The sequence below is a fragment of the Streptomyces sp. SID5643 genome (genome assembly GCF_009872555.1).
In the GTDB taxonomy this organism is placed as follows: domain Bacteria; phylum Actinomycetota; class Actinomycetes; order Streptomycetales; family Streptomycetaceae; genus Streptomyces; species Streptomyces iakyrus.
Genome location: NZ_WWIC01000359.1, coordinates 1 through 15,481, shown reverse-complemented (window position 1 = coordinate 15,481; position 15,481 = coordinate 1). Strand labels below are relative to the sequence as shown.

Sequence of the window (15,481 nt, the reverse complement as noted above, 5' to 3'; positions counted from 1 at the left end):
GGGAGGCCGCCGCCCTCCCGCGGGCCGTGGTGGCCGGAGGCCGGGGCGTCGGCGTCCTGCTCCTTGCCGTAGCCGTGATCGTGGTCGCGGCCTGCGGCGGCGGGAAGCGGCCCGCTCCTGCGCGGCATGACGGCCGGCTCGGAGGGGGCCGACTCGTCGGAACAGCCCGAGGCGTCGGCCGGAGCGGATGCGGATGCGGATGCGGGTGCGGGGGCGTGCGGCGGGACGGCCGGGGCGGGCGGGGGCGCCGGGTGGGTGTCGGGCAGCCTGTGTCGCTGGGCGGGGTGCGGGTCGGACGGCCCCGACTGGCGGGTGGAGCGCGGGTCTGACGGACCCGACTGTGGGGTGGAGCGGTGGTCGGACGGGTCAGGGCCTGGACCGTGGGACGCGCGGGATCCGCCGGAACCGCTCCCCGCGTCCCGGACTGCCGCCCTGCGGGTCGAACGCGGGGCGCTGGCCGCCGGAGGCAGTTCCCCGGGGTCGATCCGCGTCAGCAGATGACTCTCGACCCGCAGCACCGCCCGTACTCCGCCGTACGGCGACGGGGAGGTCAGGTCCACGCTCAGATCGAACTGCCGGGTCAGCCGGCCGACGGCCGCCAGCCCCATGCGCGGCGGGTCGCCGAGGTCGGTCAGCAGGATCGGGTCCGAACCGGCGACCATCCGCTGGGCCCGGGCGCGTTCGTCCTGCGTCATGCCCAGGCCGGCGTCGTCCACGGTGACGCACACCCCGTGGTGGACCGCCTCCAGATTGACCACGACCTCCGTATCGGGCGCGGAGTGCCGCAGTGCGTTGTCGAGGAGCTCGGCGACGATGATGGCGACCGGCTCGACGGCGTGCGACACCAGGGCCGTACCGGCCGCGAGGTGGTTGCTGACCTGGACGCGCCGGTAGCCCGCGAGCCGGGCCTGACCACCCGTCACCGCGTCCACCAGATGGGATTCCTCCCGGGCGAGCCCCACCCAGGCTCCGCACACCACCGCGGCGATCTGGGCGCGCCGCAGCGACTGCTCGTTCTCGTGGTCCAGCTCGAACAGCGTCTGTGCCAGCTCGGGGTCGTCGTAGCGCTGTTGCAGTCCGCGCAGGGCGTCCTGCAACCGGTACAGCGCCGCCTGGATCTCCCGGGTGGCCCCGCGCATCCCGGCCTGCGCGGCCGCGTCGATCCGGGTGCGCTGCGCGGCCAGCTCGGCGTGCAGCCCTTTCAGTACCTGGTCCAGGGCGGCGCCCAGCGGCGAGCCGGCCAGCTGCGGGTTCAGCGGGCCGGGCTCGGTGACGTGGGAATGGGCGGCCTGCCGGGCCGCGGCGGGCACCCGCCGCGCCGCCAGGTGTTCGACCTCGGAAGTGAACGTCCGCGACGTCCCGTCGAGTTGGGCACGCAGCGCGGCCGTCCTGGCACGCTGCGCGGCCAGTTGCCGCCGCGCGCGCAGCAGGCCGCCGCCGAGGGCGAACGCGGACAGAGTGCCCAGTGCCAGGGCGCCGACAGCCAGGTCCGGTACTTCGATCATCGAGTCGATTCCAGGAGGGAGTCGGGCAGGGTCGGGTCCGAGGTGCTCTGGCGAGCCACCCGCAGCACAGTACACACCGTCATCGACCGGTCTCGCACGGTGTCGCGCCACTTCGTTCCGAAAGTGACCGGCGTCTGAGGGCTTCCGGGGCAACTGTCTGAATTGCCCTACGGAGGACGGGAGTTGGTGGTGCGTGCGGGTCTGGCCGGCCGGGGATCGTCATCGTGACACCGCCGTCACCCGTGGTGACCGGAACCGGCCGTGTGCCCCCCAGGAGGAGGGGTACCCGTCCGGCGCCTGAAGAGGTCCGCTCCGCGAGAAGGAGGCCCGCATGAGCAGTGGATCGGAGACCGGCGGTGTGACCGGTACGCAGGACAAGGACTACAACCTGATCTGGTATGTCGAGGCGTGCCTGAACAATGCCCTGCGCCTGGAGAGCTACATCCAGGACGCCGAGCGCGCCAAGGACACCGAGGTCGCGGATCTGTTCCGCAAGGCCCAGGCGGACAGCCGCAAGGGCGCCGAACTGGGCAAGGGGCTGCTGCGCGCACGCCTCGACGGCGGCTGAGGCTCACCGCCACCGAAGGCCCGGACCCATGGGGTCCGGGCCTTCCTGCGTGTCAGGGCCTCCGAGCCAGAGCCGTCAGGGCCCCAGAGCCGTCATAGCCGGAGAGCCTCAGAGCCGGAAGATCTCGCTGACCCGCTCGGCGAGTTCGTCCTCCGTCAGCGTGCCGTCCACCGTGACGGCGGGCAGCCCCAGACGCACGGTCTCCTCGTGCAGCCGCTCGGTGAACAGGGCGTCCCGGACGGCGATGTTGTGCTCCGCCCGCAGTGGATCACTGGTCCGCCGCGTGAAACGCCCCTCGGGCGCGGCACGGCTCCTGAACGCGGCCCGGCGGAATTCCGGCGTGGGCAGCAGCCAGACGGCGTGCGCCGGCTCGGTGAGCAGGGGCTCCACCAAGTGTGGCAGCAGGCGGAATCCCTCGACGACGACAGGGGTCCGCTCGGGCATCCGCGCGAGATCCTCGACGATCAGACCGAAGGCCTCGCCCCGGAACCAGTGGAACGTGTCGAGCATGGTCCGGGGGGACCGGTGGACCCAGCGCTCGTCCATGTCCATGGCCATGAACGCGTGCAGGAGGGGCGCTTCCGCGGCGGTGGACCGCCGCGCGTGATCCGCCATCACGTCGTCGGTCGCGTAGAGACGCCAGCCGTGCCGGCCGGCCAGCCGGCGGGCGATCGTGGACTTGCCCGCGCCGCTCCCGCCCCCGATCCAGTAGACGTGCCGCACGCTTCGGCTCCCCTCCTGTGGCCTGCCCGACCGGGCCCGGTTGTCGGTGGCGGTTGCCGCGATGCCGACAGTTCACCATCGATCCCCGGGCGAGAGGAGTCGGCCGTCCGCAGGCCGGTCGAGGGAGAGGCCCATGTGCACTACGGATGCGCTGCCGGCAGATGCGCATCTCGTCATGGGGTCCCTCTGCCGGTGACGGCCTGCCGGGTGACCTTCACGTGAGTGAGCCCGTCTCTCCGGGTACCCGGCCCGTCCCGCCAGGACCGGCCGGGCGGTTGGTCACGGCACCGGCCCGGCCGGCCGCCGGTCACGAGCCGAAGGAGCCCACGCACATGACGGACGTATCCGGTACCGGCCCCGCTCCGGGCGACGACCGCAAGGTACTCACCAACCGCCAGGGCCATCCGGTCTACGACAACCAGAACCAGCGCACGGTCGGCGCCCGCGGCCCCGCCACGCTGGAGAACTACCAGCTCCTGGAGAAGATCAGCCACTTCGACCGGGAGCGCATCCCCGAGCGCGTCGTGCACGCCCGCGGCGTCACCGCCTACGGCCACTTCGAGGCCTACGGAACCTGGGGCGACGAGCCCATCAGCCGCTACACCCGGGCCAAGCTGTTCCAGGAGCCCGGCAAGCGTACGGATGTCGCCGTCCGCTTCTCCACCGTCATCGGCGGCCGCGACTCCTCCGAGGCCGCCCGTGACCCGCGTGGTTTCGCCGTCAAGTTCTACACCGAGGACGGCAACTGGGACCTGGTCGGCAACAACCTGGGCGTCTTCTTCATCCGCGACGCCATCAAGTTCCCGGACGTCATCCACGCCCTCAAGCCGGACCCGGTGACCTTCGAACAGCAGCCGGGCCGCATCTTCGACTTCATGTCGCAGACGCCCGAGGCCATGCACATGCTGGTCAACCTGTTCAGCCCGCGCGGCATCCCCGCCGACTACCGCCACATGCAGGGCTTCGGCGTCAACACGTACAAGTGGGTGAACCCCGACGGCGACACCAAGCTCGTCAAGTACCACTGGATGCCCAAGCAGGGCGTGCGCAGCATGACCGAGGAGGACGCGGCCAACGTCCAGGCCGGCAGTCTCGGCCACGCCACCAAGGACCTGTACGAGGCGGTCGCCCGCGGTGACCACCCGGAGTGGGAGCTGCTCGTCCAGATGATGGACGACCACGACCACCCGGAGCTCGACTTCGACCCGCTGGACGACACCAAGACCTGGCCCGAGCAGGACTTCCCGCCGAAACCGGTGGGCCGGATGGTGCTCGACCGGATGCCGAAGGACTTCTTCGCCGAGAACGAGCAGATCTCCTTCGGCACCGGCGTCCTCGTCGACGGCCTGGACTTCTCCGACGACAAGATGCTCATCGGCCGGACCTTCTCCTACAGCGACACCCAGCGCTACCGGGTCGGCCCGAACTACCTCCAGCTGCCCGTCAACCAGGCCAAGAACGCGGACGTCCGCACCAACCAGCGCGACGGCCAGATGACCTACCACGTGGACGGCGGCGGCGAGAATCCGCACGTCAACTACGAGCCGTCGATCACCGGCGGTCTGCGCGAGGCCCGGTACCCGACCCACGACGAGCAGGGCCCCGAGATCACCGGCCGGCTCACCCGCAAGCGCATCCCCCGCACGAACGACTACGTCCAGGCCGGGCAGCGCTACCTGCTGCTGGAGGACTGGGAGCGCGACGACCTGGTGAAGAACTTCATCGGTCAACTGTCCCAGTGCGACCGGGCGATCCAGGAGCGCATGGTGTGGCACTTCCTGCTCGTCGAGAACGACCTCGGCCTGCGGGTCGGCGAGGCACTGGGTATCGGCCCTGAGGACGTGGCAGGACTGGAGCCGCTGGCGAGCCAGGACCTCACGGACGAGGACCGTGAACGCCTCGCCAAGCTCGGCAAGAACGAGCCGCGCGACGTGGAAGGCCTGACCATGACCCACTGCGTCCCCGACGAACGGCACGTCGTGACCCGCTGACGCTCACTCCTCCAGGGCCGAACGGGCCACCGCGAGGGCCTGTTCCGCGTAGCCCCGGCCGAACAGCACGGCGTGCACCAGCAGCGGGAACAGCTGGTGCACGCCGACGCGCCCCGCCCAGCCGTCCGCGAGCGGCGCCGCCTCCTGGTAGCCGTCGAGCACCCGCTCCAGATGGGGACAGCCGAACAGGCGCAGCATCGCCAGATCCGTCTCCCGGTGCCCGCCGTGCGCGGCCGGGTCGATCAGCCGCACCTCCCCGTCGGCCGCCCACAGCACGTTGCCGCTCCACAGGTCGCCGTGCAGCCGCGCGGGCGGCTCGGCCGGCCCCGCCAGCGCGGGCAGCCGCTCGCACAGACGCTCCACGACGGGCGCCTCACCGGCCAGGACCGTGCCCTGGTCCACCGCCTGCCGCAGATAGGGCAGCACGCGCTGTTCGGCGTACCAGCGCGGCCAGTCGGCGCCCTGCTCGTTGCGCATCGGCGCGAGCCCGATGTACGCGTCCACCGGCCCGCCCGGTGGCGGCGCCCCGAAGGCAGGCGCTCCGGCGGCGTGCAGCGCCGCGAGGTCCCGGCCGAACCGCACCGCCGCCTCCCCGTCCGGCCGCCCCCGAGGAATCCGGTCGATGACCAGCCGGCCCTGCTCGTGCCCGTGCACCGCCGGCAGCCGCACGCTCCCGGCGGCGGCCAGCCACCGCAGCCCCGCCGCCTCGGCCCGCGCCGCTCCCGGTCCGGCGGACCGCTTGACGACCACGACGCGCCCGTCGTCGAGGGTGACCTCGGTGAGAGCCCCCGACAGCGGATTCACACCGCTGACCGCCCGCCCGGTGAGCCGGGCCACGACTTCGGAACAGACGGTCATACGAGCTCCTTCTACGGCCTTCGGCCGGGCGTTTCGACTCCAGGGCTCTCCAGGACATGTGCCACGCGCCGGTCACGCGGGACGGTGAAATCCCGCCGTCGGCCGACAGAACCGGCCACCGCCGGGGGAGCAGTCGAGTCATGACGAGTTCACCGTTCCAGCGCACCATCGCCCTGCCCGCCCCCGTGTGCGAACAGGCCGCACAGCACCTGGAGCAGGCCGCGCACCGGGCCATCGACGGAGCCGCCGTCCCCCTGAAGGCGTTCCGCACGGCCGCCGACAACGACTTCACCCTGCCGGTCACGGTCGTCGAACAGGCGGCGGCCTGCCTGCTGGTCCTCGCCACCGAGACCGCCCAGACCGTACGCCCGTCCGCCCTGCGCGCCACCATCAGCGTCGCGCTGCGGCTGCGCGACGCCGTACAACTGGCCCACCAGCCCGCCCTCAGCAGCAGGTTCTGGTGAGCCGGGTCCGGTCCCTCAGGCAGCGCGGAAGGCGACCACGACCTGCTTGTGGCGCAGCGTCTCCAGCGTGGCGTGCTGCCGCCGGGCCCGTTCGATGAGCTCGTCGAGCTGCCGGGCGTCGAGGCGTTCGTCCGTGGTGGCCAGATCGCGGAGCGTCTCCCAGCCCGCCAACTTGCCCTCCACGCCGAGCGCCAGCGCTTCCAGCTCCCACAGGGTGCTCAGCGGGGACCGCCGTACCAGGCTGCCGTTGCTCTTCAGCCGTCCCACCTGCTCAGCCGCACGGCCCGCGTAGACCTTGTAGCGGCGTACCGGGACGTCCAGGCGCCGCATGATGTGCAGCAGGCTCGTCCGGTCGTCGGCGATCTCGGCGGCGACCGGGGCCAGCGCGTCCGCGAGCGCCGAGCCCCGGCACGAGCGCAGCAGGTAGCGCACCCGCGCGGTCCCGGCGGTGGCACCGGCGAGATGGTCGTTGAGATAGATGCCCAACAGGGACATGTCGGTGGCCGGGGTCCGCTCGGCGCCCGGCGAATCCGCTCGCTGTTCCGTCATGACGCGGCTCCTGTCGTACTCCGGTCCTGCTCCACGGTCACCGTCGTGGTGATCCGTACGAGGCTGGGAGGGCGGGGTGTCGAGCCGGTCCCGAAGCGTACGGGGGGCTCGACCGGGGCGAGGGCACCGAGGCTCTCACCGCCGTAGGTGACGGTGGCCGAGGTGACCGGGTGCAGATCCCGGGCGCCGTACCACTGGTGCCGTCCGGCCCGGGCGCTGCCGTGGGTGCGTGCCCCCAGCAGCCATCGGGCGGGCCGGTCCCACAGTGCGATCCAGCCCGGACGGGCGGCGAGCCGGCCCGGGACCGCCCGCAGCGCCAGGCCCGGCAGGCTGCGGCGACCGGTGGTGAAGCGCAGGCGGAGCGGCGGGGCGGTGACGGTCCAGTGCCGGCGGCCGGCGATCCGCACCTCGACCGGCACGACCCGCACCTCGTCGAAGACGTACGTACCGGCGACGAAGTCCGCCGTCTCACGGGTTGGCGCCAGCAGCAGCCGGCGTCCACCGGCCTCTTCGACCATGACGTCGCTGAACGGCCCCCACGGCGACCGCGGCCAGTGCCCGAGTACCACGCGGGCACCGGACGTCGTGCCGATCCCCGCGATCCAGCCGTCGAAGCGCAGCGAGCGCACCGGCGACCGGGCACCCGCACGCCGGGCCGGGCCGGCGGATTCGTGATCGTGGGGGAACACGCGGGCCGGGTGCCCGGCCCCTCTGCCGCGAAACGAGCCGCCCCGGCGGGTGCGGCTTCGCCGTCGGCGGGTGTGGCCGAGGCCACGTCCCGGACGAGGTCCCTGTCACGTCGGGCGCCGGAAGGGGCGGTTACCGTCTACGACCAGATCCCCGCTCCCTTCCCTCGGACGGCCCGGCAGTGCAAGCTGATCTCTCCCCGGTCATCGCGGCCACCGCCCAGTGGCTGACCCGTGCCTTTCCCGCCTCCGGAGGCGCCCTGGCGTCCGCCCTGTGCGAGATCCAGGCCCGGCAGGCCGTGACGGTCGCGGCCCGGCTCAGGTACCCGACCGCGATGGACGCCGCCCTGCTCGACCTGGCCGGACCGGGCGGCTCCGGGAGTCTGGACTGGGTCACCGGCACCGACGCGGCCGTCGGCGACGACACGGACGAACACGCCTGGCGCACCTGGGTGGACGAGGTCGTGGCCAGCTGGGCGGCCTGTCTGCTGACCGACCCGGAACTGGCGGCCCGGGCTGTGGCCGCCCTCACCGACGGCAGCCACAGCACCGCGGCACCGGCGGAGTTCCGCCGCCTCGTCGCCCCCGGCGACAGCGACCGGAACGCCGCGGCCCTGCTGCGCCACCCGGATCTCCTCGCCCCCGTCGCCGACCTGCACCGGAACCAGCTCCGCGACCGCCTGAACCCGGGCCGCACGCTGATCGCCTGACACCCGGGCCCCCTGCTCCGCTCGGCCGGCGCACCCTTCCGCCCGCGCGGGCCCCGCGTGCCCCGGCCCCTCACCCTCCGTCACTCACCGGTTTGCCGTACATGGCCATGCCGTGCGCGCACGGCCGTCGGAGGCTGAGCGTGGGCTCGACGGCCCTGCGGCCACCGGTTCGCCGGACCGCAGCACGGCCGTCGTGCCACGCGCCGCCGCCGACGGAGGAGTGACCGACATGACCACCGCTCTCTCACGGAACTGGGAACACGCCGTCGTCACCGGCGGCGCCGGGTTCGTCGGCTCCCATCTGTGCGCCGCCCTGCTGGACGCGGGCGCGGCCGTCACCTGCGTGGACGACTTCAGCACCGGCCGGCCCGAGAACATATCGCCGCTGCTCGAACTGCCCGGTTTCACGCTCGTCCAGGCCGACGTCACCGAGGAGCTGCGGATCAAGCGGCCGCCGGACCTCGTCCTTCACTTCGCCTCGCCGGCGTCCCCGGCGGACTACCTGCGCCTCCCGCTGCACACGATGGAGACCGGCAGTCTCGGCACCCGCAACGCCCTGGAACTCGCCCACTCCTCCGGCGCCCGCTTCGTCCTCGCGTCGACCTCCGAGGTCTACGGCGACCCGTTGCAGAACCCCCAGGACGAGCGCTACTGGGGCAACGTCAACCCCGTCGGCCCGCGCAGCGTCTACGACGAGGCCAAACGCTTCGGCGAGGCGCTGACCACCGCCCACGCCGACGCCCAGGGCACCGACACCTGCATCGTGCGGCTGTTCAACACCTACGGCCCCCGGATGCGCGGCCACGACGGCCGCGCGGTGCCCACCTTCGTCCGCCAGGCCCTGGCCGGCGAGCCCCTCACCGTGACCGGTGACGGCCGCCAGACCCGGTCGCTGTGCTACGTCGACGACACCGTGCGCGGCATCCTCGCCGCCGCCGCCCACGGCATGCGCGGCCCCGTCAACATCGGCAACCCGACCGAGATCACCATGCTCGACCTGGCCCGCCTGGTCGTCGAACTCGCCGAGTCCTCCTCGGAGATCCGCTACATCGAACGCCCGGTGGACGACCCGGCCGTGCGCTGCCCGGACATCACCCTGGCCCGCGACAAGCTCGGCTGGGACCCGCGGGTCCGCGCCGAGGAGGGACTGCGCCGCACGATCGCCTGGTTCCGCGAGGCCGGCACCGAGGACTGACCCCGCCCGGGCACCCCGCACCCCCGCCCCCTGGTGTCCCCGACCGCCGAAAGGCCCGTCCGCCCATGCGCATCCTCGGAATCAACGCCCTCTTCCACGACCCCGCCGCCGCCCTGGTGATCGACGGACGGACCGTCGCCGCCGCGGAGGAGGAGCGGTTCTCGCGGCGCAAGCACGGCAAGAGGCCCCTGCCGTTCTCCGCCTGGGAACTGCCCGAGCAGGCCGCGGCCTGGTGCCTGAAGCGGGCCGGGCTGCGCCCGCAGGACCTCGACGCGGTCACCTACTCCTTCGACCCCGGGCTCGCCCGGCCCGCCGCGGACATGGGCCTCGACGACCCCTGGGACCACCTGCGGCTGACCTACGCCCGCGAGGCACCCGCCTTCCTCCGGACCGCCCTCCCCGGTCTCGACCCGGGCCTCGTCCGCTTCGTTCCGCACCACATGGCCCACGCCGCCTCCAGCGCCTTCGCCGCACCGGACGCCCAGAACTCCTCCGTCCTGGTCCTCGACGGCCGTGGCGAACGCGCCTCCCACCTGGCCGCCCGCCGGGTGGGCCCCCGCCTGGAGGCGCTGCACGCCCAGGACCTGCCGCACTCGCTCGGCCTGGTCTACGAGGAACTCACCGAACACCTCGGCTTCCTGCGCTCATCCGACGAGTTCAAGGTCATGGCCCTCGCCTCCCACGGCAGGCCGCGCATGCTCGCCGAACTGCGCCGCCACGTGTACCCCACCGGAGACGGCGGCTTCCACGCCACCGGGGTGCCCTGGCACGAGCTGTGTCCGCCCCGCAGGCCCGAGGAGCCGTGGACGCAGGACCACGCCGACGTCGCCGCCAGTGCGCAGGCCGTGCTGGAGGAGACCCTGCTCGACCTGGTGCGCTGGCTGCACGGCCGGACCCACGACCGGGTGCTCACCCTGGCCGGCGGCGTCGCCCTCAACTGCGTCGCCAACTCCCGTATCGCCCGCGAGGGACCCTTCTCCCAGGTGTGGGTGCAGCCCGCCGCTGGGGACGCCGGGACCGCTCTGGGCGGCGCCCTGCTGCTGTCCGCCGTGGAGGGCGACGAGCCGGAGCCGATGACCGGTGCCGACCTCGGCCGGGAGTGGTCCGACGCCGAACTCGGAGCCTGGCTGAAGACCGCCGCCGTTCCCTTCGAACGGCCCCCGGACATCGCCGCGACCGTCGCCCGCGCCCTGGCGGACAACGGGATCGTCGCCTGGTTCCAGGGCCGCTCCGAGTACGGCCCGCGAGCCCTCGGCCACCGCTCCCTGCTGGCCCACCCCGGCCACGCGGGCAACCTGGAACGGCTCAACGACGTCAAGGGCCGCGAACAGTTCCGGCCCGTCGCCCCCATGGTCCTCGCCGACCGTGCGGCCGACCTCTTCGACGGCCCGCTGCCCAGCCCGTACATGCTGTTCGTGCACGACGTGGCCCCTCAGTGGCGGGAGCGCGTCCCTGCCGTCGTACACGTCGACGGCACCGCCCGCATCCAGACCGTCGACCCGGTCCGCGAACCGCTGGTCGCCGCCATGCTCGGCGAGTTCGAGCGGCTCACCGGCCTGCCCGTGGTCGTCAACACCAGCCTCAACACCGCCGGCCGGCCCATGGTCGACGACCCGCGCGACGCCCTGGAGTGCTTCGGCTCCTCGCCCGTCGACCTGCTGGCCATCGGCCCGTACGCGATCCGGCGCGGCGACCTCTTCCGTACCGACTCCCGCAGCGACGACGCCGGAGGCCCCCGATGACCGAACCCGACGCCCCGGCGCACGGCGCTGAGTACGCCGTGGTGATCCCGACCCTCGGACGGCCCAGCCTGGGCGCCTGCCTGCACGCCCTCGCCGAGGCCACCGGGCCGGGCCCGGCCCGGATCGTCCTCGTCGACGACCGCCCCGACGCGGCGGCCCGGGCCGCCCTCACCGCCGACGTCCCGCCGTCCCTGCGTGCACGCACCGTCGTCGTGCCCGGCGGGGCACGCGGACCGGCCGCCGCACGCAACCTCGGCTGGCGGGCCGCCGGTGACGTGCCCTGGATCGTCTTCCTCGACGACGACGTCGTCCCCGGGCCCACCTGGGGCGACGACCTGACCCTCGACCTGGCCGCGGCGACCGCGCGCACCGCCGGGATCACCGCCCGCATCGAGGTGCCGCTGCCCGCCGGCCGGCGCCCCACCGACTGGGAACGCAACACGGCCGGCCTCGCCGACGCCCGCTGGATCACCGCCGACATGGCCTACCGCCGGGACGCGCTGACGGCCGTGGGGGGATTCGACGAACGCTTCCGGCGGGCCTTCCGGGAGGACGCCGACCTCGCCCTGCGCACGCTCGACGCCGGCTGGACGCTCACCACCGGCCGGCGCACCACCACCCACCCCGTACGGCAGGCCGGACGCTGGATCTCCGTCCGGCTCCAGGCCGGCAACGCCGACGACGTGCTGATGACCCGGCTGCACGGCCGTCACTGGTGGCGCCGGGCGGAGGCCTCCCGTGGTCGCCTGCCCCTGCACCTGGCGGTGACCGGAGCGGGAGTGGCGGCGCTCGGCTGCGCCCTGCTCGGCCGGCACCGGGCCGCCGCGGCCTGCGCCGCCACCTGGCTGGCCGGCACCGCGGAGTTCGCCCTCGCCCGCATCCTGCCCGGGCCGGGCACCCGCGACGAGGTGCTCACCATGACGGTGACCAGCGCCCTCGTCCCGCCGGCCGCGACCTGGCACTGGCTGCGCGGGCGCCTCCTGCACCGCAAGGCCCGGCCGCACACCCCGTTCCCGAGCGGCGAGCCGACGCCCGCGCCCCGTCCGGCGGCCCGAGAACGGCTGCGGTCATGACGCCGCGTCCAGGCCCCTGGCTGCTCTCCGGGGACGTGCGGCAGCACCCGTACGATCCGGGCAGCCCGTTGCCCGCTGCCGTGCTCTTCGACCGCGACGGCACGCTCGTCGCCGACGTCCCCTACAACGGCGACCCGTCGCTGGTCACGCTCATGCCCGGTGCCCGGCAGGCCGTGGACGCCGTGCGCGCCGCCGGGGTGCCCGTCGGCGTCGTCACCAACCAGTCGGGCGTGGCCCGGGGCCTGCTCACCCGCCGCGCGGTCGAGGCCGTACGGCTGCGGGTGGAGGAGCTGCTCGGGCCGTTCGCCGTCTGGGCCGTGTGCCCGCACGCGGCGGACGAGGGCTGCGACTGCCGCAAACCGGCCCCCGGCCTGATCCTGGCCGCCTGCCACCGCCTCGCCGTCCCGGCGGAACGCACCGCCGTCATCGGCGACATCGGAGCCGACGTGGAAGCGGCGCGGGCCGCGGGAGCCCGCGGGGTCCTGGTCCCCACGGCCGTCACCCGTGCCGAGGAGACAGCGGCGGCCGGGGCCACGGCACCGGACCTGGCGAGTGCCGTGCGTCTCGTCCTCGGCGAGGCCGTCGCCGCCCGGGAGCCGCGATGACGCCGACCCGCCTTCCCCGCACCCTCGTGGTCCGCCTCGACAGCTCCGGGGACGTCCTCCTGGCCGGCCCCGCCGTACGGGCCGTAGCCGCCGGATCCTCCCGCACCGCGCTGCTCTGCGGACCCCAGGGCGCCCCGGCCGGGCGGATGCTGCCCGGCGTCGACGAGGTGCTGACCTTCGACGCCCCCTGGGTCGGCCTGGAGCCGCCGCCGGTCACGCGGGCGGCCACCCGGCAGCTGATGGAGACTCTCACGGCAGGCCGCTTCGACCGCGCGATCGTGCTGGTGTCCTACCACCAGAGCCCGCTGCCCGTCGCCCTCCTGCTGAAGCTGGCCGGGATCGGACGGACCGCCGCCGACTGCGAGGACTACCCGGGCGCACTGCTCGACCTGCGGCACCGCAGACGGCCCCGCCGTCACGAGGCCCTGGCCGCCCTCGACCTGGCCCGTGCCGCGGGCTTCGAGCTCCCGCACGGCGACGACGGCCGGCTGCGCGTCCTGCCGCCCCCGCCCACCACCCACCTCACCGGCCCCGGCCCGTACGTCGTCCTCCACCCCGGCGCGGCCGTGCCCGCACGGGCCTGGACCCCGGCCCGCGCGGCACGGGCCGTGGCCGCACTGTCCGCGGCGGGGCACCGCGTGGTCGTCACCGGCGGGCGCGCCGAACGCGAGCTGACCGCCCGGGTGGCGGGGCGGCACGCCCTGGACCTCGGCGGCGCCACCGACCTGCCGCAGCTGGCCGGAGTCCTGGCGGCGGCCCGGGCCGTGGTGGCCGGCAACACCGGCCCGGCCCATCTGGCCGCCGCCGTGGGCACGCCCGTGGTCAGCCTCTTCGCGCCGGTCGTACCGGCCGAACGGTGGGCCCCCTACGGCGTACCGCACGTCCTGCTCGGCGACCCGCAGGCCGCGTGCGCGGACACCCGGGCCCGGCACTGCCCGGTGCCGGGACACCCCTGCCTGGACGGCATCGGCGACGCCGAGGTGCTCGCCGCCGTGGCGGCCCTCACGGACCACCCGGCGGACCGGGGAGAACACACCCAGCGAGGAGCGGCCGTATGAACATCCTGCTGTGGCACGTGCACGGCTCCTGGACGACCGCGTTCGTCCAGGGCCCGCACACCTACCTCGTCCCGGTCACCCCCGACCGCGGCCCGGACGGCCTCGGCCGGGCCCGCACCTTCACCTGGCCGGCCCCGGTCCGCGAGGTCACTCCCGGGGAACTCCGCGACACGCAGGTCGACCTGGTCCTCCTCCAGCGGCCCCACGAGCCGGCGCTGGCCGAACAGTGGCTCGGCGGACGCCGCCCCGGCCGGGACGTGCCCGCGGTGTACCTGGAGCACAACGCGCCGGACGGCGACGTGCCGGACACCCGGCACCCGTGCGCCGGCCGCGACGACCTGACGCTCGTCCACGTCACCCACTTCAACCGGCTGTTCTGGGACAGCGGGACCACCCGGACCGAGGTCATCGAGCACGGCATCGTCGACCCGGGCCACCGCTACAGCGGCCGGCTCGCCCGCGCCGCCGTCGTCGTCAACGAACCCGTGCGACGCGCCCGGTACACCGGAACGGACCTGCTGCCCGCCCTGGCCGAGGCCGTGCCGCTCGACGTCTTCGGCATGGGCACCGACGGCCTGGCCGGACGCCTCGGCCTGCCGGCCGACCGGTGCCGCACGGCCGACCTTCCCCAGAGCGAGCTGCACACGGCCCTGGCCGAACGCCGCATGTACCTGCACCCGGTGCGCTGGACCTCCCTCGGCCTGTCCCTGCTGGAGGCCATGCACCTCGGCCTGCCCGTGCTGGCGCTCGCCACCACCGAGGCGGTCGAGGCGGTCCCTCCCGGCGCCGGCACCCTGACCACCCGCCCCGACGTCCTGGCCCGCGCCGCCCGCCGCTACCTCCACGAACCGGAGGCGGCGGCCGCGGACGGGGCCCGCGCCCGGCAGGCGGCCCTCGAACGCTACGGGCTCAAGCGCTTCCTGGCCGACTGGGAGCGCCTGATCACGGAGGTGTGCTCATGACCCCGTCCCTCAGTCCCCTCCCCGCCGGACCGCTCGGCGGCGACCCGCTCGACCCGGGCGTCCTCGCCATCGCGCTCGTCTCCGAGCACGCCAGCCCCCTGGCCGCGCTCGGCGGCGTCGACGCCGGCGGACAGAACGTCCACGTCGCATGCCTCGCCGCCGCCCTCGCCGACCGCGGCCACCGCGTCACCGTCCACACCCGCCGCGACGCGCCCGACCTGCCCAGCCGGACGGAGCTGCGCGACGGCGTCGAGGTGCACCACGTGCCCGCCGGGCCGGCCGAGCCGCTCCCCAAGGACGAGCTGCTGCCCCACATGGACGCCTTCGGCCGCCACCTCGCCCGCGTCTGGCGCACCCGGGCCCCCGACGTCGTGCACTCCCACTACTGGATGTCGGGCCTGGCCGCCCTGCGCGCGGCCCGCGAGCACGGCCTGCCGCTGCTGCACACCTACCACGCCCTCGGCACGGTGAAGAGGCGGCATCAGCGGCTGGCCGACACCAGCCCGCCGGAGCGGATCCCCGGCGAGATCGAGGTCGGTCTTGGCTGCGACCGCGTCATCGCCACCTGCCGGGACGAGGCCCGTGAACTGGCCCTCATGGGCGTCCCCCCGCACCAGGTCGGCATCGTGCCGTGCGGCGTCGACACCGACCGGTTCACCCCGAAGGGCCCGGCCGCGCCGCGCGGACCGTACCCGCACCGGATCCTCCAGCTGGGCCGGCTGGTGCCGCGCAAGGGCGCCGCCGTCACCGTCGCCGCACTGGCCCGGCTGCCCGGGACCGAGCTGGTCGTGG

General features: G+C 74.4%; 16 protein-coding genes. 11 read left to right on the top strand and 5 right to left on the bottom strand.

What is annotated here, in order from left to right; all coding sequences use genetic code 11:
- On the bottom strand, positions 1-1,505 hold a 1,505-nt coding region (locus GTY56_RS38405; RefSeq protein WP_237525227.1), incomplete at its 3' end, for an ATP-binding protein.
- A 331-nt stretch (positions 1,506-1,836) separates the two neighbouring features.
- Between GTY56_RS38405 and GTY56_RS38400 the strand changes: the two genes are divergently transcribed.
- A complete protein-coding gene (locus GTY56_RS38400) occupies positions 1,837-2,073 on the top strand; it encodes a hypothetical protein (RefSeq protein WP_031139576.1) in 237 nt (78 codons plus the stop codon).
- A 108-nt stretch (positions 2,074-2,181) separates the two neighbouring features.
- On the opposite strand, the gene GTY56_RS38395 is transcribed toward GTY56_RS38400, so the two are convergent.
- On the bottom strand, positions 2,182-2,796 hold the full coding sequence (locus GTY56_RS38395) for a hypothetical protein (protein WP_161369883.1): 615 nt from the start codon (positions 2,794-2,796) through the stop codon (positions 2,182-2,184).
- Positions 2,797-3,128: 332 nt separating this feature from the next.
- Between GTY56_RS38395 and GTY56_RS38390 the strand changes: the two genes are divergently transcribed.
- Positions 3,129-4,787, top strand: a complete 1,659-nt coding sequence (locus GTY56_RS38390; RefSeq protein WP_161369882.1) for a catalase — start codon at positions 3,129-3,131, stop codon at positions 4,785-4,787.
- A 3-nt stretch (positions 4,788-4,790) separates the two neighbouring features.
- Here GTY56_RS38390 and GTY56_RS38385 read toward each other — a convergent pair whose 3' ends face one another.
- Positions 4,791-5,645: a fructosamine kinase family protein gene (locus GTY56_RS38385; protein WP_161369881.1), complete on the bottom strand. Its 855-nt coding sequence runs from the start codon at positions 5,643-5,645 to the stop codon at positions 4,791-4,793.
- 140 nt (positions 5,646-5,785) lie between these two features.
- Here GTY56_RS38385 and GTY56_RS38380 point away from each other — a divergent pair, with 140 nt between their 5' ends.
- Entirely contained in the window at positions 5,786-6,109 is a 324-nt protein-coding gene (locus GTY56_RS38380) for a hypothetical protein (RefSeq protein WP_161369880.1), read from the top strand.
- A gap of 15 nt (positions 6,110-6,124) precedes the next feature.
- On the opposite strand, the gene GTY56_RS38375 is transcribed toward GTY56_RS38380, so the two are convergent.
- On the bottom strand, positions 6,125-6,658 hold the full coding sequence (locus GTY56_RS38375) for a hypothetical protein (RefSeq protein ID WP_161369879.1): 534 nt from the start codon (positions 6,656-6,658) through the stop codon (positions 6,125-6,127).
- Positions 6,655-7,287, bottom strand: coding sequence for a hypothetical protein (locus GTY56_RS38370; protein WP_161369884.1), 633 nt, complete (start codon positions 7,285-7,287; stop codon positions 6,655-6,657). The genes GTY56_RS38375 and GTY56_RS38370 overlap by 4 nt, the downstream gene beginning before the upstream one ends.
- A gap of 239 nt (positions 7,288-7,526) precedes the next feature.
- Here GTY56_RS38370 and GTY56_RS38365 point away from each other — a divergent pair, with 239 nt between their 5' ends.
- The 8 genes from GTY56_RS38365 to GTY56_RS38330 all read left to right on the top strand — a co-directional run.
- Positions 7,527-8,054: a hypothetical protein gene (locus GTY56_RS38365; protein ID WP_161369878.1), complete on the top strand. Its 528-nt coding sequence runs from the start codon at positions 7,527-7,529 to the stop codon at positions 8,052-8,054.
- Between the two features lie 229 nt (positions 8,055-8,283).
- Positions 8,284-9,249 carry an NAD-dependent epimerase/dehydratase family protein gene (locus GTY56_RS38360; protein ID WP_161369877.1) on the top strand — a complete coding sequence of 322 codons (966 nt, stop codon included), beginning with the start codon at positions 8,284-8,286 and terminating at the stop codon, positions 9,247-9,249.
- A gap of 65 nt (positions 9,250-9,314) precedes the next feature.
- Positions 9,315-10,991: a carbamoyltransferase family protein gene (locus GTY56_RS38355; RefSeq protein ID WP_161369876.1), complete on the top strand. Its 1,677-nt coding sequence runs from the start codon at positions 9,315-9,317 to the stop codon at positions 10,989-10,991.
- Positions 10,988-12,064 (top strand): glycosyltransferase family 2 protein, encoded by a 1,077-nt coding sequence (locus tag GTY56_RS38350; protein WP_161369875.1) that lies wholly within the window; start codon positions 10,988-10,990, stop codon positions 12,062-12,064. Before GTY56_RS38355 ends, GTY56_RS38350 begins: the two co-directional genes overlap by 4 nt.
- Entirely contained in the window at positions 12,061-12,669 is a 609-nt protein-coding gene (locus GTY56_RS38345; protein ID WP_161369874.1) for a D-glycero-alpha-D-manno-heptose-1,7-bisphosphate 7-phosphatase, read from the top strand. The genes GTY56_RS38350 and GTY56_RS38345 overlap by 4 nt, the downstream gene beginning before the upstream one ends.
- Complete coding sequence (locus tag GTY56_RS38340; protein WP_161369873.1) at positions 12,666-13,727, top strand: glycosyltransferase family 9 protein; 1,062 nt, start codon at positions 12,666-12,668, stop codon at positions 13,725-13,727. Before GTY56_RS38345 ends, GTY56_RS38340 begins: the two co-directional genes overlap by 4 nt.
- Positions 13,724-14,689: a glycosyltransferase gene (locus GTY56_RS38335; RefSeq protein ID WP_161369872.1), complete on the top strand. Its 966-nt coding sequence runs from the start codon at positions 13,724-13,726 to the stop codon at positions 14,687-14,689. The genes GTY56_RS38340 and GTY56_RS38335 overlap by 4 nt, the downstream gene beginning before the upstream one ends.
- The coding region (locus GTY56_RS38330) for a glycosyltransferase (protein ID WP_161369871.1) at positions 14,686-15,481 on the top strand (796 nt) is incomplete at its 3' end. The genes GTY56_RS38335 and GTY56_RS38330, both read left to right, overlap by 4 nt.